The organism is Desulfurobacterium thermolithotrophum DSM 11699 (assembly GCF_000191045.1).
Classification (GTDB): Bacteria; Aquificota; Aquificia; order Desulfurobacteriales; family Desulfurobacteriaceae; genus Desulfurobacterium; species Desulfurobacterium thermolithotrophum.
In genome coordinates this window covers 1-22752 of the sequence record NC_015185.1, presented here as the reverse complement: position 1 = coordinate 22752, position 22752 = coordinate 1, and the positions used below count along the sequence as shown (strand labels likewise).

The following is a 22752-nucleotide window of genomic DNA, read 5'->3' as shown; positions in this document are numbered from 1 at the left end:
TCTTAACCTCTTCTTCTTTGTTTTTTCAGCTCAAACCACTTAACGATTCCAAAAACAATACCAAGAATAAGAATTAAAGCTCCTATCCCCAGCTTAAACTCTATCGGTTTATCGTGCTCAAGTGAAACAACCAAGGCTTCCCTGATGGTTGCTGCAAGAGCAACACTAACAAATGCACTAACTGCGAGCTCCCCACCAAGCATGAACTTAATTTCACTATTGAGGAGTTCAAGAACTGTCCAAAGAATCAGTAAATCACCAAGCGCAGCAATGAGTCCGTGAGCAAGATCTCCATGGAATATGTGGGATATATCCATGCCGAAAAGACCAATAACAAAGATAGCAAGAAACATAAGCCCCAAAAGTATTGCAATATCCATAAATATTGCAAATTTTTTACTAAAAGAAATGATAAATCTTTCTATTTTACTTGCATTTATAAACGTTCTTAGTTCAGAATCTACATAGTAAGAGACAAGAACATCTTCATTAAGCGCTAGAAATTTTCTTAAAGATCTATTTAGATCTTCCATTCTTTCAAATACTTCATCAAGAATGAAATCTTTTATGATTTCCCTTTGTGAAGAATCACAAATTTCATTTTTCTCATCTTCATACTTCTTATTAAAGAACTGATGTGCCCTTTCTGAAAAATATTTTGCAACTCTCCTGGTACAAAATCTACCAACGAAATTCATTGCTACAATGATATAGTGGGGAGGAATTCCTTCCTCGACATGAGCTTTTGCAACTCGAAGAAGATAAAGGAGATATTCAGAATCGTATTTCCCAGAAAAAAGTTTTCTGTACCAAATTCTTATAGTCTTTTTAAGCTTCTCTAATTTGCTTTCTGGAAGATATTCTTTTATATCCTCAAATTTCATCAGGTTGTTGTAGAAAGCCTCTGCGAACTCCTCTTCGTAGGGTAGAAGAATCTTCCCAAGGAACTGCATATTTTTCGCATCTTTTTCCCTTATCTCAAAGTAATGAAAGAGCTTCTCAAGATCCCTGTAGTTTACGGTAAATGCCATTATAGAACTCCCAATTTGGTTAATACAGCCTTTATTTTTTCTTCATTTTCACAAGTTGTTGGACATAGAGGTAGTCTAAACTCTTTTTCCATTCTTCCCATAAAGTTAAGAGCAGTTTTTACAGGAATAGGATTAGTATCTACGAATAAAACTTTTGACAATGGATAAAGTTCGAAATGAAGCTTCATAGCTTTTTCAATATCTCCCTCAACAAAACTTTTGTACATCTTAACCATCTTAGCAGGAACAATGTTAGCAGTTACTGAAATAATTCCTTTTGCCCCAACAGAAAGCAACGGAAGAAACGTAAGGTCATCTCCAGAAATAACGGTCATTTTATTGCCACACAGTTCAATAATTTCTGTAGCTACATTTGGATTTCCCGTTGCTTCCTTAATTGCAACTATGTTGTCAATTTCAGAAAGTCTTGCAACTGTTCCAGGAAGCATGTTAACACCGGTTCTTCCTGGAACATTGTAAAGAACAATTGGAATACTCACAGCTTCAGCAACAGCTTTGAAGTGGAGGTAAAGTCCTTCCTGATTTGGCTTGTTGTAGTAAGGAGTTATAAGGAGAGCTCCATCTGCTCCTACTTTTTCAGCAAACTTTGTAAGTTCTATAGCTTCTTCCGTAGAGTTTGAACCTGTTCCAGCAATTACTTTTATTTTTCCTTTACACCGTTCAACTGCTAAAGCTATTACTTCTTCATGTTCTTTGTAAGAAAGAGTTGCACTTTCGCCTGTCGTTCCACATGGAACTATTCCATCAACGCCGTTTTCTATGAGAAACTCAATATGTCTTATAAGAGCTCCTTCATCTACTTTTCCATTTTTAAACGGCGTTGGAATAGCAGCGTATATACCTTCAAACATGCTACCTCCAAATTAATTTGGTCAAATAAACTTAAAATAAATATAATTCTTTGTGTTATTTTAACTTAATTTCTATAGCGTTTTTTTGGAGGTTTTAAATGAAAAGATGGAAAGGAGTAATAGAAGAATTTAGGGAGTTTCTACCAGTTACAGATAAGACACCAGTAGTAACACTACTTGAAGGAAATACCCCTTTAATAGAGGCTAACAACTTAGCAAAAGAGATAAAACCTGGAATAAAACTTTATCTTAAGTTTGAAGGTCTCAACCCTACGGGCTCTTTTAAGGATAGAGGAATGACAATGGCCGTCTCAAAGGCTGTTGAAGAAGGAGCAAAGGCTGTCATATGTGCCTCTACCGGGAACACCTCAGCATCTGCTGCAGCTTATGCTGCAAAAGCTGGACTCAAAGCAGTTGTTCTTATTCCTGAAGGGAAAATTGCACTTGGCAAACTCTCTCAGGCTGTAATGTATGGTGCCGAGGTTGTTCAGATAAAAGGAAACTTTGACGAGGCCCTTGAAATAGTTAGGAAGATTGGAGCTGAATACCCTATTACAATTGTTAACTCAATAAATCCGTACAGACTTCAGGGACAGAAAACGGCTGCATTTGAAATCTGCGAGCAGCTTGGAAGAGCTCCAGATTACCACTTTATCCCTGTTGGAAACGCTGGAAACATCACAGCTTACTGGATGGGGTACAAAGAATACTTTGAGGTTGGAAAAATTGACTCTAAACCAAAGATGTGTGGATGGCAAGCTGCTGGAGCTGCTCCCATAGTCTTAGGTCATCCAGTAAAAAATCCCGAAACAATTGCAACAGCAATTAGAATTGGAAATCCTGCAAGCTGGGAAGGAGCAGTAAACGCAGCCAAAGAATCTAAAGGATTTATAGATATGGTCACAGACGAGGAAATACTTGAAGCTTACAGGCTCGTTGCAAGAACAGAAGGAATATTCTGCGAACCAGCATCTGCTGCTTCAATCGCAGGAGTTATAAAATCGGTAAGAGAAAAAGATATGTTTGAAAAAGGAGATGTAATTGTCTGTACACTTACCGGACATGGACTCAAAGACCCAGATACAGCAATATCTATGGGAGTAAAACCAGTTACACTTCCAGCTGATAAAAACGAAATAGTAAAACACTTAGGATTTTAAGGATGAGACCGACAGAAATACCAAAAGGATTTAAAACATTTCTTCCAGAAGAAGCAGAAAAGAGGGAAAGAATCCTAAAAATAATGGAAGAAGTTCTTTCATTGTGGGGATATAGACTTCTGTCTCCTCCTACGATTGAATACCTTTCAACTTTTAAAATAGTTGACGAAAATTTGGAGGAATTTTCGTTTAAACTCGTTGACAGGTTTACCGGAAAACTAATGGCTATAAGGCCAGACTTTACTCCTCAAGTAGCAAAAATAGTGGCTTCTTCTTTTAAAGACGACGACCCTCCTTTTCGCTTCTTCTATAAGGGAAAAATCTTTAGAGATGCTGGAAAAGATAGAGAAATTTTTCAGTTCGGATTTGAAGTAATAGGTGTTTCGGAAGTTGAAGCTGATGCAGAGGTAGTGTCTGTTGTTGTTAACATACTTGAAAAGTTGGGACTTTCTTCTTTCCAAATAGATATCGGAAATTCCGAATTTTTAGAAGGAGCTCTTGAAGAACTTAAGATCCCAGATAGAGAAGAGTTTTTAAAGCTCCTTAGTCACAAAGATTTATCAGGAATTGAGATTTTCTTAGAAGAGAGAAAGATAAGTAAAGATACAAGAATAAAGATTGAAAAACTCCTTGAGCTTTACGGCAGAGAAGAGGTTTTAGATAGTGCTTATCAGCTTTTTGAAAACAGTAAGTCTAGAGCTGCTCTTAAAAGACTAAAGGAAATGTTTGCAATTCTCAAAAGTTATGGTTTTGAGAAAAAAGTTATTTTTGATCTTTCAGAAAAAAGAGGAATGGAATATCACAAAGGAATTACCTTTGAAGTATTTCATCCTCTGTATGGATTTTCTCTTGGAAGTGGTGGAAGATACGATGGACTTATGAAAAAGTTTGGTAGAAATCTTCCAGCAACGGGAGTAGCTCTTAACGTTGATGCACTTCAAGAGCTCCTTGAAAAAAAAGGACTTCTTAAAGTTGAAGACTCAGGCGACTTTTACATAATAGATTTAGAAAAAGAACTTCATAGAGCTTATGAACTTGCAAAAGCTTTAAGAAAACTCGGCTATAAAGTAGCAAGGGATATAGTTAAAAGGGATCTTAAAAGTTCGTTAGAAATAGCTTTCAAGAAAGGATTTAAAAACGTAATAGTTCTAAACAGAGAAAACGATGAGCATAAATGTACACTATTTCTCTCTAATAAAAAAACGTATCAATATGCATATGTACCAAAAGCTGAAGAGATAGTAAAAGCAGCAGCTCTCGAAAAAATTTAATTAATAGGAGGCAGCTTAATGTCTACAATTGCAATTGTTGGAACCCAATGGGGAGACGAAGGAAAAGGAAAAATCGTGGATATTTTATCCGAAAAAGCAGATTACATTGTGAGATTTCAAGGAGGAAACAATGCAGGTCATACTGTAGTAATTGATGGAACAAAGTATATTCTTCACCTTCTTCCATCCGGAATTCTTCACGATGAAAAAAAGTGCATTCTCGGAAATGGAATGGTTATAGATCTTGAAGGACTTTTAAATGAAATAGAATTTATAAAGAAAATAGGAATGTCTGTTGAAGAAAGAATTTTTGTCAGCGAAAGAGCTCATCTAATCCTTCCATATCACAAAGAGCTTGATGCAGCTTCTGAAAAACTAAAAGGTAATGGTTCTATTGGAACAACTTTAAAAGGTATTGGTCCTGCATATAGGGATAAAGCTGGAAGAATTGGAATAAGAATTGCAGATTTAAGAGATGAAGAAACTTTTAAAGAAAAACTAAAGTGGAACATAAGAGAAAAGGAACTTATTCTAAAACACGTTTATAACTATGATGTAAGTTTTGACTTTGACGAAGTTTATTCTCATACGATGAGAGTTTACGAAAAAATAAATCCGTTTGTCGCTGATACAGTTTCTCTTCTTAACCAAGCAATAGATACAGGAAAGAAAGTTCTCTTTGAAGGAGCTCAGGCAACACTTCTTGATATAGATGTCGGAACTTACCCATATGTAACATCTTCTAACTCATCTGCTCTTGGTGTTACTACCGGTACAGGAATAAGTCCTAAGAAAATTGAAAAGATTTATGGAATTGCAAAGGCTTATACTACAAGAGTTGGTGGAGGACCATTCCCAACTGAACTTAAAAATAACGTTGGAGAACTCTTAAGAGCAAGAGGACACGAGTACGGTTCTACAACAGGAAGACCAAGAAGATGCGGTTGGCTTGACCTTTTTGCGTTAAAGTTTTCAAAGATGGTAAATGACCTTGACGGTCTAATAATTACAAAACTTGATGTTCTTGATGCCTTTGACGAAATAAAGGTGTGTATTGGTTATGAACTAAACGGTGAAATAATTGACTACTTCCCATCAACAGCAAAAGAACTATCAGAAGTTAAACCTGTATACGAAACTCTCCCAGGCTGGAAAAGTAAAACTACTCACATTAAAAGATTTGAAGATTTACCGAAAGAAACTCAAAACTTTTTAAAGTTCATCGAAGACTACCTTGAAGTTGAAATTCCAGTAGTATCAACAGGACCTCAAAGAGACGAAACCATTCCTCGTCATGAAATTTGGTAAGACTTTAAAACCCCCTTATTTCCAAAAAGGAATAAGGGGGAAAAAAACTACATAACAGCCAACGATGTTATACCTACACCTGTATTATTTCTTCTATCTGTAGCAAAAATTGTAATTCTGTAACTACCCTTTTCAGCTGGAATAAATTCTCCCTCAAAAGTACTTGTTTTTCCTGTGAAGTAAAGAGGAATTTCCTTATAGAATTTTCCATCTTTTTCAATTATTGCTCTAACTTTAAAGTCGTCAGCATTCCAGATACCATTTTTCTTTATCGGACAACCACACATCATGTCTATTCTTGCTTTAACTTTAACTTTTTCTCCTACTTTAAAAAATTGATGGGGAGCTGGACTTACTGGATAAACAACAAGACCGTAAAATTCAAAAACAACTCCATCGCCCTTAATGTCATGACCAGGAATGACCCAGAGCTCTTTAGAAAGTTTTAATGCACCTAAACCAGCCGAGAGAGGACCTATAAGGTCTATCTCAACTTTTTTAGGTCTATCAATATCTACTTTGGCAACAAACTTAGCAGTTTTTTCATCTGAGAGTTCTTCACCTCTTTTTAAACATTCCTTCATTAGTTTTTTCGTATTTCCGGTACCTCCTTCAATAAAACCTTCATCCAAAACCTTTCCAGAATAGGCATCCTTCACAATTACTTTAATGCCACCAATAGCACTACCTATAAATTTAGCATCATGCGCTTTTGCTCTCACTGTTATTTCTGTTTCAACTCCATAAGCAGAAGATCCCAAAAGAGTTAAAGCAAGCAAAGGAAAAATTATCTTTCTCATTACTACCTCCTATTTTAAATAAGTATTCATAAAAGTCAATTAAATTATATTCGTATTAACAAATTATGTCAACAAAAAAATATTCCTAAGCAACAAACACCAATTTTTTTCTATTGGAAGAAAATTATTAGAAGAAAAAGAAAGTATCAGAAATGATAGGAAAAGGGGGAAGTACCCCCTTTCTCTTATTTTACTTTACTTTTTCTGTTGCCTCTTTGAGGTCTTTTCCTGGCTTAAAAGCAGGTGAGAGCTTAGCAGGAACTTCTACCTTCTCTCCTGTTCTTGGGTTTCTTGCAACTCTTGGAGCTCTTTCCTTCATGAGGAAAGTACCAAAGCCCCTGATTTCTACTTTCTCTCCTTTTGCAAGAGCTTCTGTAACTACATCGATAAATCCGTTAAGAGCTGCTTCGGCATCTTTCTTTCTGATGCCTGCTTTTTCTGCAATTGCTGCTACAAGATCGCTCTTTGTCATGCCGCTCCCTCCTAGTGGGTTTAAAGTTAAGCCTACCAATACTTTAGAAAGAAAATACTATTTTAGCTATTAGTTGTCAAGAGATTTTTACCACTTTTACTCCAAGTTTTTCTTGCAAATTTGCCAAGGTAACACCTTCTATTCTTACAACTTTTATACGAGAAGTTTCTCCTTTTACAATGTCTATGTCCCTTTTAGGAACTTTTAAAGCTTTAGAAAGGAGTTCTATAATCTTCTGATTAGCTTTTCCTCCTTCAGGAGGCACTGTTACTTTTATCTTCAGTCTCCCCTCCTCCACTTTCTCTATCTTGTTGCGAGAAGCTTTGGGTTGAACTTTCACTTCTATCTCTATTGCCTCTCCTTTCTTCTTTACTTGGAGCATTTGGTCTTATCTCCTCAATTATTCTTGTCATATCAAAAATAGTAAGTTTAAGCTTGTCAAAAATTTGTTTCTGAACAAGTTTAAGTTTTTCTATTTCAATCTCTAACTCTTTTTTCTGTCTTTCCAGTTCTTCCTTTTCTTCCAATTTCTTATGAAGAATTTCTTCTATTCTTTTTCGAGCTTTTTCTACAAGTTCTTCGGTTTTATACTCTGGAGTACTTCTTTTTAAAGATTCTATTTCCTTCAAAAGATCTTGATACGCATTCGCAACTTCTATCAAAAAAGCCTCTACCTCGTCTGGATCATATCCAAAAAGTTTTTTACTAAATTCTTTAGTTCTTATCTCCTGTGGCTTTAACTTTTTCCCTTCTTTCATCTTTATAGTCTCCTGATAATACTATCTATTATCTGAAGAACGATTATAGCAACAATGGGACTTATATCTATTCCTCCAATCGGAGGAACAAAACTTCTTATTGGTCTTAGAAATTTTTCAGTTAAATCTATTACTTTCCATACAGTTGTGTTTCTACTACGGGGAGGAATCCAGGTAAGTAGTGTTCCAATGATAATGAACCATATAGTAAACTCTATCAAGATATGAACAATTTCTTTTACCAATTTTTCATCTCCTTTATAAGCTTAACTAACTTTTCTATAGCCTTTCCTCTGTGACTAATCTTATTCTTCTCATCAAGAGATAGTTCTGCCATAGTTTTTAAGTAATCTTCAGGAACAAAGAGAGGATCGTAACCAAAACCTCCATTACCCCTTGGTTCTGTAATTACTTTTCCTTTCACTTCTCCTTCACTCCAAAGTCCCATTCCTTCAGGAAAGGCAAGAACGATAAAGGAAACGTATCGTGCTGGAGATTCAAAAAGCCCTCTCTTTTTTAATTCATCAATGAGCTTTTGATTATTCATATCGTCTGTAGCATTTTCTCCCGCAAATCGCGAAGATCTTACTCCTGGAAGACCTCCTAAGGCCTCAACTTCAAGCCCCGAATCTTCCGAAATTACAGGTTTACCAATAGCTTTGGCGTAGTAAACTGCCTTTTGATAAGCATTTTCAAGAAAAGTATTTCCTGTCTCCGGTGGTTCTTTTAGCCTTTTTACTTGATCTATTGAAATAACTTTTATTCCAAAGTGAGAAAGTTTCTCCTGAAATTCTCTTAGCTTACCTTTATTTTTTGAAGCAAAAACTATTTCCATTACTTAACTCCCAAGATTTCCTTTTGTTTTAAAATAAGCTTGGTTATTCCCTTTTCTCCAAGAGAAAGGAGTTTTTCAAGATCTTTTCTTGAAAAAGGCTTCCCTTCAGCTGTTCCTTGAAGTTCTACAAATTCTCCAACATCGTTCATCACAATATTCATATCAACTTCGGCAATAGAATCTTCTTCATAATTTAAATCAAGTAGATACTCTCCTCCAACTATTCCTACACTCACAGCAGCCACAAAGTTTTTTACTGCGTCAAGCTTATCTATTTTCTCAAGAGCTCTATAAAGTGCAACAAAAGCTCCAGTTATGGAAGCAGTTCTTGTTCCGCCATCTGCCTGTATAACATCACAGTCTATCCACACAGTTATCTCTCCAAGAGCTGTTAAATCAACAGTACTTCTTACAGAACGACCTATCAATCTTTGAATCTCTTGAGTTCTTCCGGTTAATCTTCCTTTAGCAGATTCTCTAATAGTCCTTGTGGCAGTAGCTCTTGGAAGCATAGAATACTCAGCAGTTATCCAACCTTGTCCCGTTCCTTTCAAAAAAGGAGGTATTTTTTCCTCAACAGAAGCAGTACAGATTACTTTTGTATCTCCAAATTCTATAAGACATGAACCCTCTGCATGTTTTATGTAGTCTACCGTGATTTTTACAGGTCTTAGTTCATCTATTTTCCTTCCATCATTCCTTATCAATAGAAACCTCCTCTATTTCTATCTTGTTTCCCATAATCATCTTAGCTATTTTTTCAAAACGGTCAGTCTTATCGCTAACAAGTATCTTCACATTTCCTTTTCCAGATTCTTTCTTTGAAGGTAAAGCTTTTGCAACTTCATCAGCTATTGCCTGTGCAGAATCTATTAAGGTTACGTTTTTACATATTTTTAACAAAATATCTTTAATTAAAGGATAGTGAGTACATCCTAAAACAAGAGTATCTATTCCTTTTCCAAGAAGAGGCAAAACGTAGCGTCTTGCGACCTCTAAGGTTACAGGATCATTAAGCCAACCTTCTTCTATGAGGGGAACAAAAAGAGGACAGACCTTTTCAAAAACAAGACATGAAGGATTTATAAAATGTATTGCCTTTCTATACGCACCACTTTTAATTGTAGCTTCTGTTCCAATTACCCCTACTTTTCCTGATTTTGTAGCGGAAACAGCCAATCTTGCACCTGGATTTATCACTCCCAAAATTGGCACATCTGAAAATTCACTTTTTAAAATTTCAAGAGCATAAGAAGAAGAGGTATTACAAGCAACAATAACCATTTTAACATTGAAGCGTTTTAAAAGCTTTGTGTTTTCAATACTGTATCTTATTATCGTTTTTGGAGATTTTGTTCCATAAGGAACTCTTGCCGTATCTCCAAAGTAAATTAGATCTTCGGATGGAAGTTTTTTCCTGAGAGCTCTTAAAACAGTGAGTCCACCTACTCCAGAATCAAAAATTCCAATTGGCCTTTCTGACATTGCATCTCCTAAAAGGAAAGCTCTAAATTTAAATGGTTAAGCAAAATTAAACACAGGACGAAAATAAATGAGAAGCTGTAAAGAAATTATAGAAAAAGTAAAAGAATATAGAGACTCTTTTGATGAAGAATTAATAATTAAAGCATACAACTTTGCCAAGGAAAGGCACGAAGGACAATTCAGAAAATCCGGAGAACCGTTTTTTTCTCATCCTGCAGAAGTTGCTTACATACTAGCAGAACTAAGAATGGACACTCCAACAATCATTTCTGGACTTTTACACGATGTAGTTGAAGATACAGACACCACAATAGAAGAAATTGAAAAAGAGTTTGGAAAAGAAGTTGCTTTCATTGTAAAGGGAGTAACAAAGCTTGAAGGTTATCAGTTTTCAAGTAAAGAAGAAAGAGATGCAGAAAGCTTTAGAAATCTTCTTATATCTCTTGCAGAAGACATAAGAGTTTTAATAGTTAAACTTGCAGATAGACTCCACAATATGAGGACTATGGAAAGTATGAAACCTGAAAGTCAAAAAAGAAACGCAAAGGAAACTCTCACAATTTATGCACCTTTAGCCAATAGACTTGGTATGTATAGAATTAAGAATGAACTGGAAGACCTTTCATTAAAATATCTTGATCCAGAAACTTACAATGAATTAGAAAAAAAAGTAAGAGAAAAAAAGAGAAAAATACTTCCTTATCTTGAGGAAATAATCAAGACAGTTAGAGAGAAGCTAAAAGAAAATGGTTTAAAAGGTGATATTCAGTGGAGAGTTAAACACATTTACGGTATATACAGAAAAATGGTAACAAAGGGAATTCCTTTTGAAGAAGTTTACGACGTTGCAGGAATAAGAGTTATTACAGATACAGTAGGAGCGTGTTATCAGATATTGGGAATTATACACAGTATTTGGATACCTGTTCCAGGAAGGATAAAAGATTACATCGCCACTCCTAAACCAAATATGTATCAGTCCTTACACACAACAGTGGTTGGACCCAAAGGGCAGTTTATTGAATTTCAAATAAGAACTTACGAAATGCATCAAGTTGCAGAAATGGGAATTGCTGCCCACTGGAAGTATAAAGAAGGTGGAGGAGCTCTCACAGAAACTGAAAAAGAAAGATTTATCTGGCTGAGAAATCTACTTGAGTGGGTAAAAGAGGAAAAAAATCCTCAAGAGTTTATTGAAACAGTAAGAAACGACTTATATAGCGAAGATATTTATGTTTTCACTCCAAAAGGTGATTTAAAAACGCTTCCTGTTGGTTCAACTCCCGTAGATTTTGCCTATGCAATTCACACTTCAATAGGTCATAGATGCAAAGCAGCAAAAGTAAACGGTAAATTGGTTCCCCTAAACCACATTCTTCAAAGTGGAGACAAGGTAGAAATCATAACAAGTAACGAAGAAAGACCAAGTAGAGACTGGCTAAACTTCGTGAAAACCTCAAAGGCAAAAAACGCCATTAAAAACTTTATACGAAAAGAAGAAAATGAAAGAGCAAGAAAATTAGGAGAAAGCCTTGTAGATAAGATGGTTAGAAAATTTTCTGAAAAAAGCCTTAATTCTATTAAAGAGGAAGAAATAGAAGACATTCTTAAATCTTTTGGATATTCTAATCTTGACTCTGCTCTTGCAGATGTCGGTTATGGAAAATTAGATGCTGAAAAACTTGCTAAAAAACTTCTAAAGCTTCCAATTGAAACTGAAAAAAGAAAGAAAAAGAAGAAAAGAGTAGGAAAAGTCAGTGGCATAAAAGTAGATGGCATTGATAATGTTATGGTATCACTAGGAACCTGCTGTCATCCATTACCCGGAGACAGAGTAATTGGAGTAGTTAATTCAGGCAAAGGTATAGTTATACACACCGCAAACTGCATAGTTGCAAAACAGGTAAAAGAGAGTTCTCCAGGAAAGCTTGTAAAGGTTGAGTTTTTACCTTCTGATAGGGTTTACAATGCAAAGATAAGAGTAACTGCTGAAGATAGACCGGGATTACTTGCAAATGTATCTTCAGCTATTGCTAAACTGAAGATAAATATTACCTCTGTTCAAACTAAAAGTCTTTCTGGTAGAGCTGTCTTAGACTTCATTGTTCAGGTCAAAAGTAAAGAAGAGCTCCAAAAAGTTATACATACTATAAAGCAGGTTAAAGGAGTTATTGCAGCTAAAAGAATCTATAGAGAAAAAGTTCAAAAAGTTATGTAGATTGAAAATAAAAATTTCAATAACTATTTTTAACTTCAGAAAAGTTTGGAGGATATAGCATGGAAGAGATTTTAAACCAGTTTGTTCCGATAGTAATTGAACAAACGGGAAGAGGAGAAAGAGCTTACGATATCTATTCAAGACTCCTAAAAGATAGAATTATTATGTTAGGAACTCCTATTGATGACCACGTGGCAAACCTTATAGTTGCTCAACTCCTCTTTTTAGAAGCAGAAGATCCTGAAAAGGATATCTACCTCTACATAAATAGTCCCGGAGGTGTTGTAACTGCAGGATTAGCTATTTACGATACTATGCAGTACATCAAACCTGACGTTGTAACAATCTGTTTGGGGCAGGCAGCAAGTATGGGAGCTGTTCTCCTTGCTGCTGGTGCAAAAGGTAAAAGATTTGCTCTTCCTCATGCAAGAATAATGATCCATCAACCTCTTGGAGGATTTCAAGGACAGGCAACTGATATAGAAATACATGCTAAGGAAATTCTAAGATTAAAGAAAATGCTAAACGAAATTCTTTCAAAGCACACAGGTCAATCTCTTAGAAAAATTGAAAAAGACACAGAAAGAGATTACTTCATGAGTGCAGAAGAAGCTCAAAAGTATGGACTTATTGATAAAGTTCTTACAAGGAGAGGAGAGTAAATTGGTAAAGGGAAGATTCCCGTTAGATAGAGTAGAAGAAGCTATTGAGGAAATTAAAAAAGGAAAAATGGTGGTCGTCGTTGACGACCCCAATAGAGAAAATGAAGGAGATTTAGTTATCGCTGCAGAAAAGGTTACCCCAGAAGCTATTAACTTTATGGCAAAATATGGAAGAGGATTAATATGTCTTGCTTTAACGGAAGAAAGGTGTGATGAGCTTGAAATAGAACCAATGACTCCTCGTCCAACAGACCCAAAAGAAACTGCTTTCGGAATTTCTATAGATGCCCACCCCAAATTTGGAACAACAACAGGAATATCGGCCTATGACAGAGCTATAACGATAAAAAGAGCTATAGACCCCGAAGCTAAGCCTGAAGATTTTATTAAGCCGGGGCATGTCTTTCCCTTAAGAGCAAGAAAAGGAGGCGTTTTAAAAAGGTCAGGACACACAGAAGCAGCAGTTGACCTAGCAAGACTAGCAGGACTTTATCCAGCTGGAGTTATTTGCGAAATAATGGATGAAGACGGCTCAATGATGCGTCTTCCTAAGCTTATAGACTATGCAAGAAAACACGGACTGAAAATAATAAGTATTGCTGATCTTATTGAATACAGAATGAAAAGCGAAAGCTTGATAAGAAGAGAAGCCGAAGCAAACTTACCTACTCCATATGGAATGTGGAAGATATATGCGTACACTTCCTTAGTTGACAACAAAGAACATGTTGCTCTTACAATGGGAGAAATTAGAGAAGATGAACCTATCCTTGTTAGAGTACATTCTGAATGTCTTACAGGAGATGTTTTTGGTTCTTTAAAGTGTGACTGCCGCTCTCAGCTTCACAAAGCTATGGAAATGATTTCAGAAGAAGGAAAAGGCGTTATAGTTTATTTAAGACAGGAAGGTAGAGGAATAGGACTTGTTAACAAAATAAAAGCTTATCACTTGCAAGATCATGGATTTGACACGGTAGAAGCGAATAAAAAGTTAGGTTTTCCTCCGGATATGAGAGACTTTGGAATTGGAGCTCAAATACTAAGAGACTTGGGCGTAAAAAAAATGAAACTTCTTACAAACAATCCTAAAAAACTTATAGGGCTTGAAGGTTACGGACTTGAAGTTGTAGAAAGAGTTCCTATAGAAGTTGGAATTTGTGAATATAATATCAACTACTTAAAAACAAAAAAGGAAAAACTTGGACATTTATTGAACTTAGAAAAAAAGGAGGACGAAAAATACAACGAGCAATAGGAATAACACTTGGAGATCCTGCAGGGATAGGAAGCGAAATACTTTTAAAATCTCTTCCATTTCTTCGCTCTCTTAACATTCCTATTTTTATCTATGGCTCAAAAGGAGTTTTAAGCTTTTATTCTAAATTACTAAGACTTCCATTTAGTATTAAAGAGGTAAGCTCTCCTATTAACGAACCTGGAACTCATCTTATCAACGTTATTGACAAGATTAAATTTGAAGTTGGAAAAGTTTCTCAAGAGGCGGGAAAAGCTCAAATTGCATTTTTAGAAAGAGCTGTAAAAGACGCAAAAAAAGGTTTAATAAATGCTATAGTAACTCTTCCAATAAATAAGGAATCTGCAAGACTTGGTGGATTTACTTTTCCAGGACATACAGAATATTTGGCTTATGCTTTTAAAACCTCTGAATTTGCAATGATGTTGGCAAATGAAAAGTTAAAAGTGGTCCTTCTTACAACTCACGTAGCTTTAAAAGATGTACCTAAGCTTATCTCAAAGGAAAAAATCCTCTCAAAACTAAGACTAATCCATAAATCTCTAAACTCACCCAAAATAGCTGTTGCTGCTTTAAACCCCCATGCTGGAGAAAATGGATTATTTGGAGATGAAGAGATAAAAATAATCAATCCGGCAGTTAAAGAAGCAAAAAGAAAAGGAATAAATGTAAATGGAGCTATCTCGTCAGACACTGTCTTTGTAAGAGCTCTAAAAGGAGAATTTGACGTCGTCCTCTGTATGTATCACGACCAGGGACTAATTCCAATTAAACTTTTAGGTTTTGGAAATTCAGTAAATGTAACTCTTGGACTTCCAGTAGTAAGAACTTCTGTTGACCATGGAACAGCTTACGACATAGCTGGAAAGGGAATAGCAGATTCTGAAAGTTTTAAAACTGCTGTTAAAATGGCCCTTGACTTACAAACTTGATGCTCTTTTCTTTAAGAACTCCATTACCTTTTTCTTTATTCCTTCTTTATCTATTCCAGCTAAACGTCTTAGAAGATTTTGATCTCCATGTTCAATAAACTCATCTGGAAGACCAATATTTACAAGTTTTCCTTGATACCAAGGAGCTAAAAATTCATCAACAGTTGAACCAAAACCTCCCTTTACTGTGTTTTCCTCAACAGTTAAAATCAACTCATATTCCTTAGCTAATTCCCTTAGAAGAACTTCATCAAGAGGTTTAACGTATCTTGCATTTACAACAGTTACAGAAATTCCTAACTTTTCTAGCTCTTTGGCAGCATCAAGAGCCTGATAAACAGTCCAACCATTTGCAAGAATTGCCATGTCTTTTCCTTTCCTTAAAACTTCCCACGTCCCAATAGGGATTTCATAAAGAGGTTCTCTTAACAAAACCCCGTAACCTCTACCTCTTGGATAGCGAACAGCAAAAGGTTTATTAGATCTTACTGCTGTGTAAAGTAAATGTCTTAGCTCTTCTTCATCTTTTGGAACTGCAACAACCATATTTGGAATAATTCTGAGATATGAAAGGTCAAAAGCTCCGTGATGTGTAGCGCCATCTTCTCCTACAAGCCCTGCTCTGTCAATTGCAAAAACTACTGGAAGCTCCTGAAGAGCTACATCGTGAACTATCTGATCAAAAGCTCTTTGCAAAAATGTTGAATATATTGCAACAACAGGTTTTAATCCTTTTTTAGCCATTCCTGCTGCAAAGGTAACAGCATGTTGTTCTGCTATACCTACATCATAATATCTTTCTGGAAATACTTCTTTAAACTTATCAAGTCCAGTTCCAGAAGGCATTGCAGCAGTTATTGCAACAATGTCCTTATACTTTTTTCCAATTTCTATTAGTGTTTTTGAAAAAACCTCAGTGTATGTTGGTTGTTTACTGTCAGAATTTGTCTTTTTTGGAGAAATACCGTGGAATCTTTCAGGTTTTTCTTCGGCTGGTTCGTATCCTTTTCCTTTCTTAGTTATAACATGAACGAGTGTAGGACCACTCATTTTTGAAACATTTTCAAGAGTAACAATTAAAGTATCAAGATCATGACCGTCTATTGGTCCCACATATCTAAATCCTAACTCTTCAAAAAGCATTCCTGGAGGAAAAAGTCCCTTAACTATTAAGTCTTCAACTCTTTTAAGACCTTTATAAACCTTTTCACCAAATATTTTTTTTGTTACTTCTTCAAGACGATGTTTTGCTTTTCTTAAGAATTCTCCAGTTGTTACCTTTGTAAGGTAATTTGAAATTGCCCCAATATTTTTTGATATAGACATCTCATTGTCATTGAGAATAACAATTAAGTCTTCTCCAAGTTGACCGGCATTATTTAAACCTTCATAAGCTTCACCAGCAGTTAGAGCACCATCTCCAATAACTGCTATAACATGCCCTTCTTCACCTTTTAACTTCTTTCCCACTCTTATACCAAGAGCAGCAGAAATGGAAGTGCTACTATGTCCTACTCCAAAAACATCATAAGGACTTTCCTTTATTGAAGGAAAACCAGAAATGCCTCCATACTGCCTAAGAGTATAGAACTTCTCTTTTCTTCCTGTAAGGATTTTGTAAGGATAGGATTGGTGTCCAACATCCCAGATAATTTCATCCTTTGGGGGAGAAAAAACTTTTAGCAACGCAAGGGTAAGCTCAACTACTCCAAGAGAAGAAGCAAGATGACCACCAGTCTTTGTTACAACATCTATAATGAACTTTCTAACGTCTTGAGCCAACTGCCTAAGCTCTTCTGTCGAAAGCTTTTTCACATCATCTGGAGAATTTACTCTTTCTAAAACCAAACAGAAAACCTCCTTTAATATTCTCTTTCAACTATAAAGTGTGCTAATTTTTTAAGAAGTTCATTCTTTTTAGCAGGAAATAACTCTAATGCAGAAATAGCCTTTTCAATTTCTTCTCTTGCTTTTCTTTTCGCACCATCAACACCAAAAAAAGTAACGAACGTAACTTTCCCTTTTTCCAAGTCTGAACCAACGTTCTTTCCGATTTTATTTTGATCTCCAATAACATCAAGAACATCGTCTATTATCTGAAATGCTAAACCTATGCTATCTCCATACTTTTTAAGAGTTCCAATTTCTTCTTCACTTCCTCCTCCAGTAATTCCACCTGAAACAACAGAAGCAGTTATAAGTCTTCCAGTCTTATGTCTATGTATAAAAAGAAGTTCTTCCAACGTTACATCTTTACGTCCCTCAGCATCCATATCACACTGCTGTCCTAAGACCATTCCAAGCATTCCAGAAGCCTTTGAAATTTCCTCAATTACCTTTATCTTTCTATCACAATCAAAATTCCACTGAGACAGAACTTCAAAAGCTCTATTTAAAAGAGCGTCTCCTGCCAAGATAGCAGTAGCTTCATCAAACTTATACCAAGTAGTAGGATGACCTCTTCTAAGCGTATCATTATCCATAGCTGGTAAATCATCGTGAATTAAAGAATAAGTATGTATCATCTCTATTGCACAAGCTGGAGTTAATGCTTCTTCGTAATTTCCTCCGACAACCTCGCACCCTGCCATACAAAGAATAGGCCTTAACCTCTTACCACCGACAGTTAAAGAATACTTCACAGCCTCGTAAAGTCTTTTTCCAAAAGGTGGAACAGAAGGTAAATATTTAAGAATTTCTCTATCTATTATGGCTTTTCTTTCTTTTAGATATTCTTTAAGTTCCATTACTTAAACCTCTTCTCTTCACCTTTTAACAACCTTATGATGTTTTGATAATGTTTTCCTACAACAACAAACGCAGTTAAGAATACCAAAAGAGACGTAAATTCTGAAGGCTTTTCAAGGAACCTAAAGATTATTGGATATGAAAGTGCTGCAATTATCGAACTTAAAGAAACATAACGAGTTAAGAAAAAAACTGAAAAGAAAATACCAAGAACAATAAAAGTTACCTTTGGAGAAATAACGAGAAAAACACCTAAACCTGTAGCAACTCCCTTTCCTCCTTTAAATTTGAGAAAAGGCGAAAAGCAGTGTCCTAAAATCGCAAAAAATCCTGCAAGAACCTGGTACTCGAGAGGATAGCCTAAAAACTTTAGAATAAAAACAGGAAGAAAACCTTTTAAAGCATCTAAGAAAAGAACAAAAGCACCATACTTTTTCCCTAAAACTCTTGAAACATTTGTGGCTCCGATATTTCCACTTCCATGTTGTCTGACATCAACTCCCTTTAACTTTCCAATAACATAACCAAAAGGAATAGAACCAAAAAGAAAGGCTAAAAAGCTATACAAAATAACTATAGAGTCAATCATCTTCCTCCCCGAAACTTTCGAAAAATCTTATGAAATAAACAAAACCTGTATAAAGAGCAACTCCAGCCGAAACTATAAGAAAAACTTCTCCTACATTCTTTAATCCAGAAAGTAAAAGAATAATAGAAATCATTATCAAGGTTGTTTTTATCTTTCCCCCTTTAGATGCGGGAATTACTAATCCCCTTGAGGCAGCTATTGCTCTCATTCCTGTTACTGCTTCCTCTCTTCCAACTATTGCAATAACAGAATAAGGATCACACAGTTTAACATAAGCAAGAGATATAAGAGTTGATGAGGTTAAAAGTTTATCTGCTACAGGATCAAGCAACATTCCAAGACTGGTAATGCTCTTTTGTTTTCTTGCAATGTAACCATCAAGAAAATCTGTAACAGCGCTAAGTACAAATAAGACAAGAGCAACAAAAAACTGCTTACTTATGATTGAAAAAACTACAAATGGTAAAAGGAAAATTCTTATTAAGGTTAAAAAGTTGGGAATAGTTTTAACTTTTCCCATAAGTTACACCTTCATAGGCATTATTACATTTTTTAGCTCAGGTTCTTCTTCTGAAACAATTAAAACTGGAGAAATAGGCTGATCCATTAAAATTTTAATAGTATCTCCATCAAAGGAAGAAACGGCTTCAAGAAGATGATTTATATTGAAACCTATCTCAAACTCTTCTCCGCTATACTCAACAGGTATGTTTACTTCAGCTTCTTCGGATGCCGAGTCGAGTTCCATCTTCCTTGCTATTAACCTTAAATTGCCAGGAGTGAGGTTAAGTATAACTGCTCTTATTTCTTCTTTATCGTAAATAACAGAAACCTCTTTAAGAGCGTTAACAAGTTCTTCTCTAATAGCTATGCATTCTAATGGATTATCCTCAGGTATAACAGCCATGTAATCAGGATATTCTCCATCTATTACAGAGCTCCAAAATAGAGTATCTCCAATACGGAAAAAAATCTTGTTCTCTTTCCCAAGAAGCTCAATTTCATCACTTTCTTTAAGAAGTTTCTTAAGTTCAGAAAGAGCTTTTCTTGGAATAATAGAAGAAAACTCTTCTGCTTCCGCTTTCATTTCAAAAAGAGCTAATCTATGACCATCAGTAGCTACTGCATGTATTTTATCTCCAAAAGAGCGAAAATAAACACCGGTAAGGATGTAACGTGCTTCGTCTTTACTAACGGCGTAAGAAACCTTCTTAATTGCTCTATCGATATCAGAAGAAGATAACTTTACTCCAAACGATTCGGGAAACTCAATTTCAGGAAACTCTTCAGGAGGAAGAGTTGCTAAGGAAAAACGGGAATTTGCAGATTTAACAATTAGTTTACTATCATCAGTTTCAACCTCAAACTCTTCTCCAATGAGACTTGAAAAGAGTTTTGCACATTTTTGAGCATTAACTGTAGTTTTTCCAGATTCAGTTACTTCACAATCAATAAAAGTAGAAACTCCAATTTCAAGATTTGTTGCAGTGAGCTTTAAAATATTGTCTTCAGCTTCAAAAAGAATATTGGAAAGAATTGGAATATTACCTCTTTTATCCGCAGCGGAAAAAACTTTTTTCACAGCACTCTTAATATTATTACTACTAATCCTTATTTTCATTACTATCCTCCTATAAGTATTTATACTAAGTAATTATATATAGTAGTAGTAAGGTGCACAAAAAAAGTGCAATGGTTTGTTTAACCTTTGTGTTTCAACAACCTTTTTTCACAAGTTGTGGATAACTCACAAAAATTGTGGATAACTTTTGTGGATAACTTCTGTGGATAACTCAAATTAGTGTGGATAACAGGGGTACCATTTATAGTTATCCACATCTTTACGACTTATCCACATACTTATCCACATACTTATCCACACTCCTGTGGATAACTTCATCAACATCTTGTGAGAACTCTTCTAAACGAACTTCAAGCTCCATGATTATTTGGTTTAGATTAGGATTTTTCTTTCTCATCTCTTCTATCTTATGGACTGCATGAATAACTGTAGTATGGTCATCTCTATTAAAAGCAGAAGCTATTTTAGAGTAAGAAAAGTTTCCTAACTTTCTTGCTAAATACATTGCTATTTGTCTAGCTAAAGCTATTTGCTTTTTTCTGGAAGTTCCTTCCATTTGTTTCATTTCAATTTTAAATTCTTCGCACACGACTTTTTTTATTTTTTCTATTGGTAATTTTTTTGTAGAGGTATTTTTTAAGTTTGTAAAGGTGGTTTCAGAGAAGAGTTCTTTTACAAGTTCTTCGTTTATAGGTTTACCTTCTAAGGTTGCTTTTGCTTTAAGTTTTGTTAGAGCTCCCTCAAGTTGTCTAATGTTTGACTTTATAATGTTTGCTATCAACTTGAGTATACTGTCTTCTACTTCTATTCCTTCTGCTTCTGCTTTTCTTCTCAGTATTGCAATTCTTGTTTCAAAATCTGGCGGTTGTATATCTGCAATTAATCCCCATTCAAAACGACTTCTAAGTCTTTCTGTAAGCATTGGAATATCCTTAGGGGGTCTATCACTGGTTAAGACTACCTGTTTTCCTGCATCGTAAAGAGCATTAAAGGTGTGGAAAAACTCTATTTGTGTTCCATCTTTGCCACTAATAAACTGTATATCGTCTATTAAAAGAACGTCTACTGTTCTATATTTTTCTCTAAATTCAGTCATTTTGTCATTTTTTAGAGCATCAATCAGTTCATTCATGAAGCTTTCAGTGGTTATGTAAACAACTGTTTTTGAAGGAGAGACATTTTTTATAAAATTCCCAATTGCTTGCATAAGGTGGGTTTTCCCAAGTCCTACCCCACCATAGATAAATAGAGGATTATAAGCTTTGCCAGGATTTTCTGCTACTGCTACTGCTGCAGCATGAGCAAATTGGTTATTTGCTCCTACTACGAAATTTTCAAAAGTGTACTTAGGATTAAGGTTTGATTCTAAATTTTCTTTTCTTTTCTTAACTTCAAAGAGGTTAAGTTCTAACTGGAGAGGTTTATGAATATCTTCTGCTAGTACGATTGCCACATCTAATTGTCTTCCAAATTCTTTTGAAACGACTTCTTTTATCACGTTTAGATAATTTTTCTCAAGATACTCTTTTACTATTCTATCTTTTGCTTTTAGTTTTAAAACTCCTGAGTCAATAGATACAACTTTTAAGTCTTTGAACATAGTTTTATAAAGTTGGGGTTTTACTTCTTTTCTTATTTCTCTTAGGCATTTATCCCAAGTTTTTTCCACTTTTGATTACCTCTCCATAAAGAGCAATATATGCATCTACCATTTTATCAACAGAAAACTTATCCATAACCATACTGTAGGCATTTGAAGTGACTTGTTCTTTTAGCTTTTCATCTTCTAAAAGTCTTAAGATTCCCTCTGCAAGAGCTTGTGGATTTTTCTTTGGAACAAGAATTCCTGTTTTTCCATCAATTACAACTTCTTTGGTACCACCGGCATCGGTTGAAACAACCGGTACTTTCAGAAACATTGCTATTAGAATAGAACTTCCAAGTCCTTCAAAATCTGAAGGAAGAACGAATATGTCAAATGCTTTTATGTAGTTTTGAATGTCTTTTTTAAAACCTAAGAGTTTAAAGTTTTCCTGTAGATTTAACCTTTCTATTAACGACTGGAGCTCTTTTCTTAGCTTTCCTTCTCCTGCTACAACAAACTTAGCTTCTGGATATCTTTTGATAAGAATTTTTGCTGCTTCTATAAAGTTTGGAATGTTTTTTTGCTGTGTAAGAGCAGCTGCTGTGCCTATGAGAGGTTTTCCTTTTAACTCTTTTTTTATTCTCTCTACTTTTTCATAATCAACGTTTTTTTCAATTTCTGTATCAACAGCAGAGTAAATAACACTTAATTTATCAGTTGGAATTTTAATAGATTCTTCAAGGACTTCTTTTACATACTTAGAAATTGCCACTACCTTGTCTGTCAATCTGTATTTAAGAGCGGTTACTCTGTTTTTCTTTGGTAAGTAATCAACCCTTCTTGTATAGATGACAGGTTTTTGGTGAAATTTTTTTGAAAGAGCAGATATCGTGTGAGCTTTTGCTGCGTGAGCGTGGATTATGTCAAACTCTTTTCCTACTATTCCGATTCTAAAGATATCCTCAAACTGCCTTCCGGAAAGAGGAATGGTTGTAAAGCCGCTTTCTTTACACTTTTTTTCCAGTTCGTCTCCTTTTCTACATGCAATAGCAGATTCTATTCCTTTTTCCTTTAAACCTTTAACTAAATAAAAAAGCTGTTGTTCTCCACCTCTCCATCCTTTTTCAGTATCAACGTGTAGAATTTTCATAACTATTTCCCTAATTTGATTTTGGTTAAATTTTAAGGC

24 protein-coding genes are annotated in these 22752 nt (G+C 35.2%); 7 read left to right on the top strand and 17 right to left on the bottom strand.

The features are described from left to right. Positions 1 to 2: 2 nt before the first annotated feature. Positions 3 to 1031: a protoglobin domain-containing protein gene (locus tag DESTER_RS00115; protein WP_013637644.1), complete on the bottom strand. Its 1029-nt coding sequence runs from the start codon at positions 1029 to 1031 to the stop codon at positions 3 to 5. Further along, positions 1031 to 1903 (bottom strand): 4-hydroxy-tetrahydrodipicolinate synthase, encoded by an 873-nt coding sequence (gene dapA / locus DESTER_RS00110; protein WP_013637643.1) that lies wholly within the window; start codon positions 1901 to 1903, stop codon positions 1031 to 1033. The genes DESTER_RS00115 and dapA overlap by 1 nt, the downstream gene beginning before the upstream one ends. A 98-nt stretch (positions 1904 to 2001) precedes the next feature. Here dapA and thrC point away from each other — a divergent pair, with 98 nt between their 5' ends. The 3 genes from thrC to DESTER_RS00095 are packed head-to-tail and all read left to right on the top strand — an operon-like array spanning position 2002 to position 5642. Continuing rightward, on the top strand, positions 2002 to 3063 hold the full coding sequence (gene thrC, locus DESTER_RS00105) for a threonine synthase (protein ID WP_013637642.1): 1062 nt from the start codon (positions 2002 to 2004) through the stop codon (positions 3061 to 3063). A 2-nt stretch (positions 3064 to 3065) separates the two neighbouring features. After that, the gene (gene hisZ, locus DESTER_RS00100) at positions 3066 to 4334 is read left to right on the top strand and encodes an ATP phosphoribosyltransferase regulatory subunit (protein WP_013637641.1); all 1269 of its coding nucleotides are present in this window, start codon (positions 3066 to 3068) and stop codon (positions 4332 to 4334) included. Between the two features lie 18 nt (positions 4335 to 4352). After that, on the top strand, positions 4353 to 5642 hold the full coding sequence (locus tag DESTER_RS00095; protein ID WP_013637640.1) for an adenylosuccinate synthase: 1290 nt from the start codon (positions 4353 to 4355) through the stop codon (positions 5640 to 5642). A gap of 47 nt (positions 5643 to 5689) precedes the next feature. Here the strand turns inward: DESTER_RS00095 and DESTER_RS00090 are convergent, their stop codons facing one another. From DESTER_RS00090 to murI, 8 genes are all read right to left on the bottom strand, one after another. Then, positions 5690 to 6442 carry a hypothetical protein gene (locus tag DESTER_RS00090; protein ID WP_013637639.1) on the bottom strand — a complete coding sequence of 251 codons (753 nt, stop codon included), beginning with the start codon at positions 6440 to 6442 and terminating at the stop codon, positions 5690 to 5692. A 190-nt stretch (positions 6443 to 6632) separates the two neighbouring features. After that, positions 6633 to 6914 carry an HU family DNA-binding protein gene (locus DESTER_RS00085; RefSeq protein ID WP_013637638.1) on the bottom strand — a complete coding sequence of 94 codons (282 nt, stop codon included), beginning with the start codon at positions 6912 to 6914 and terminating at the stop codon, positions 6633 to 6635. A gap of 76 nt (positions 6915 to 6990) precedes the next feature. Beyond that, positions 6991 to 7212 carry a DUF167 domain-containing protein gene (locus DESTER_RS00080; RefSeq protein WP_244829532.1) on the bottom strand — a complete coding sequence of 74 codons (222 nt, stop codon included), beginning with the start codon at positions 7210 to 7212 and terminating at the stop codon, positions 6991 to 6993. Continuing rightward, the gene (locus tag DESTER_RS08325; protein WP_083801934.1) at positions 7169 to 7672 is read right to left on the bottom strand and encodes a DivIVA domain-containing protein; all 504 of its coding nucleotides are present in this window, start codon (positions 7670 to 7672) and stop codon (positions 7169 to 7171) included. The genes DESTER_RS00080 and DESTER_RS08325 overlap by 44 nt, the downstream gene beginning before the upstream one ends. A gap of 2 nt (positions 7673 to 7674) precedes the next feature. After that, positions 7675 to 7917, bottom strand: a complete 243-nt coding sequence (locus DESTER_RS00075; protein ID WP_013637636.1) for a YggT family protein — start codon at positions 7915 to 7917, stop codon at positions 7675 to 7677. After that, positions 7911 to 8507 (bottom strand): RdgB/HAM1 family non-canonical purine NTP pyrophosphatase, encoded by a 597-nt coding sequence (gene rdgB, locus DESTER_RS00070; RefSeq protein ID WP_013637635.1) that lies wholly within the window; start codon positions 8505 to 8507, stop codon positions 7911 to 7913. Before rdgB ends, DESTER_RS00075 begins: the two co-directional genes overlap by 7 nt. Further along, positions 8507 to 9214, bottom strand: a complete 708-nt coding sequence (gene rph, locus DESTER_RS00065; protein WP_013637634.1) for a ribonuclease PH — start codon at positions 9212 to 9214, stop codon at positions 8507 to 8509. The genes rdgB and rph overlap by 1 nt, the downstream gene beginning before the upstream one ends. Continuing rightward, positions 9201 to 9992: a glutamate racemase gene (murI, locus tag DESTER_RS00060; RefSeq protein ID WP_013637633.1), complete on the bottom strand. Its 792-nt coding sequence runs from the start codon at positions 9990 to 9992 to the stop codon at positions 9201 to 9203. Before murI ends, rph begins: the two co-directional genes overlap by 14 nt. A gap of 67 nt (positions 9993 to 10059) precedes the next feature. On the opposite strand from murI, the gene DESTER_RS00055 reads away from it, so the two are divergent. From DESTER_RS00055 to pdxA, 4 genes are read left to right on the top strand one after another with little or no spacing between them, the layout of a single operon-like run. Then, on the top strand, positions 10060 to 12210 hold the full coding sequence (locus DESTER_RS00055) for a RelA/SpoT family protein (RefSeq protein ID WP_013637632.1): 2151 nt from the start codon (positions 10060 to 10062) through the stop codon (positions 12208 to 12210). A gap of 59 nt (positions 12211 to 12269) precedes the next feature. Beyond that, complete coding sequence (gene clpP, locus DESTER_RS00050) at positions 12270 to 12872, top strand: ATP-dependent Clp endopeptidase proteolytic subunit ClpP (protein WP_013637631.1); 603 nt, start codon at positions 12270 to 12272, stop codon at positions 12870 to 12872. A gap of 1 nt (position 12873) precedes the next feature. Beyond that, on the top strand, positions 12874 to 14127 hold the full coding sequence (locus tag DESTER_RS00045) for a bifunctional 3,4-dihydroxy-2-butanone-4-phosphate synthase/GTP cyclohydrolase II (protein ID WP_013637630.1): 1254 nt from the start codon (positions 12874 to 12876) through the stop codon (positions 14125 to 14127). Further along, on the top strand, positions 14082 to 15059 hold the full coding sequence (pdxA, locus tag DESTER_RS08125; RefSeq protein WP_218914925.1) for a 4-hydroxythreonine-4-phosphate dehydrogenase PdxA: 978 nt from the start codon (positions 14082 to 14084) through the stop codon (positions 15057 to 15059). The genes DESTER_RS00045 and pdxA overlap by 46 nt, the downstream gene beginning before the upstream one ends. Here the strand turns inward: pdxA and dxs are convergent. The 7 genes from dxs to DESTER_RS00005 form a co-directional block, all read right to left on the bottom strand. Continuing rightward, entirely contained in the window at positions 15048 to 16907 is a 1860-nt protein-coding gene (gene dxs / locus DESTER_RS00035) for a 1-deoxy-D-xylulose-5-phosphate synthase (RefSeq protein ID WP_013637628.1), read from the bottom strand. The two genes, pdxA and dxs, sit on opposite strands and share 12 nt — an antisense overlap. A gap of 14 nt (positions 16908 to 16921) precedes the next feature. Further along, entirely contained in the window at positions 16922 to 17806 is an 885-nt protein-coding gene (locus DESTER_RS00030) for a polyprenyl synthetase family protein (RefSeq protein WP_013637627.1), read from the bottom strand. After that, positions 17806 to 18396, bottom strand: a complete 591-nt coding sequence (gene plsY / locus DESTER_RS00025; RefSeq protein WP_013637626.1) for a glycerol-3-phosphate 1-O-acyltransferase PlsY — start codon at positions 18394 to 18396, stop codon at positions 17806 to 17808. Before plsY ends, DESTER_RS00030 begins: the two co-directional genes overlap by 1 nt. Next, complete coding sequence (gene pgsA / locus DESTER_RS00020; protein WP_013637625.1) at positions 18389 to 18916, bottom strand: CDP-diacylglycerol--glycerol-3-phosphate 3-phosphatidyltransferase; 528 nt, start codon at positions 18914 to 18916, stop codon at positions 18389 to 18391. Before pgsA ends, plsY begins: the two co-directional genes overlap by 8 nt. A 3-nt stretch (positions 18917 to 18919) precedes the next feature. After that, complete coding sequence (gene dnaN, locus DESTER_RS00015; protein ID WP_013637624.1) at positions 18920 to 20017, bottom strand: DNA polymerase III subunit beta; 1098 nt, start codon at positions 20015 to 20017, stop codon at positions 18920 to 18922. 220 nt (positions 20018 to 20237) lie between these two features. Further along, positions 20238 to 21647, bottom strand: coding sequence for a chromosomal replication initiator protein DnaA (dnaA, locus tag DESTER_RS00010; RefSeq protein ID WP_013637623.1), 1410 nt, complete (start codon positions 21645 to 21647; stop codon positions 20238 to 20240). Then, complete coding sequence (locus tag DESTER_RS00005; protein ID WP_013637622.1) at positions 21628 to 22713, bottom strand: glycosyltransferase family 4 protein; 1086 nt, start codon at positions 22711 to 22713, stop codon at positions 21628 to 21630. The genes dnaA and DESTER_RS00005 overlap by 20 nt, the downstream gene beginning before the upstream one ends. Between the last annotated feature and the right edge of the window lie 39 nt (positions 22714 to 22752).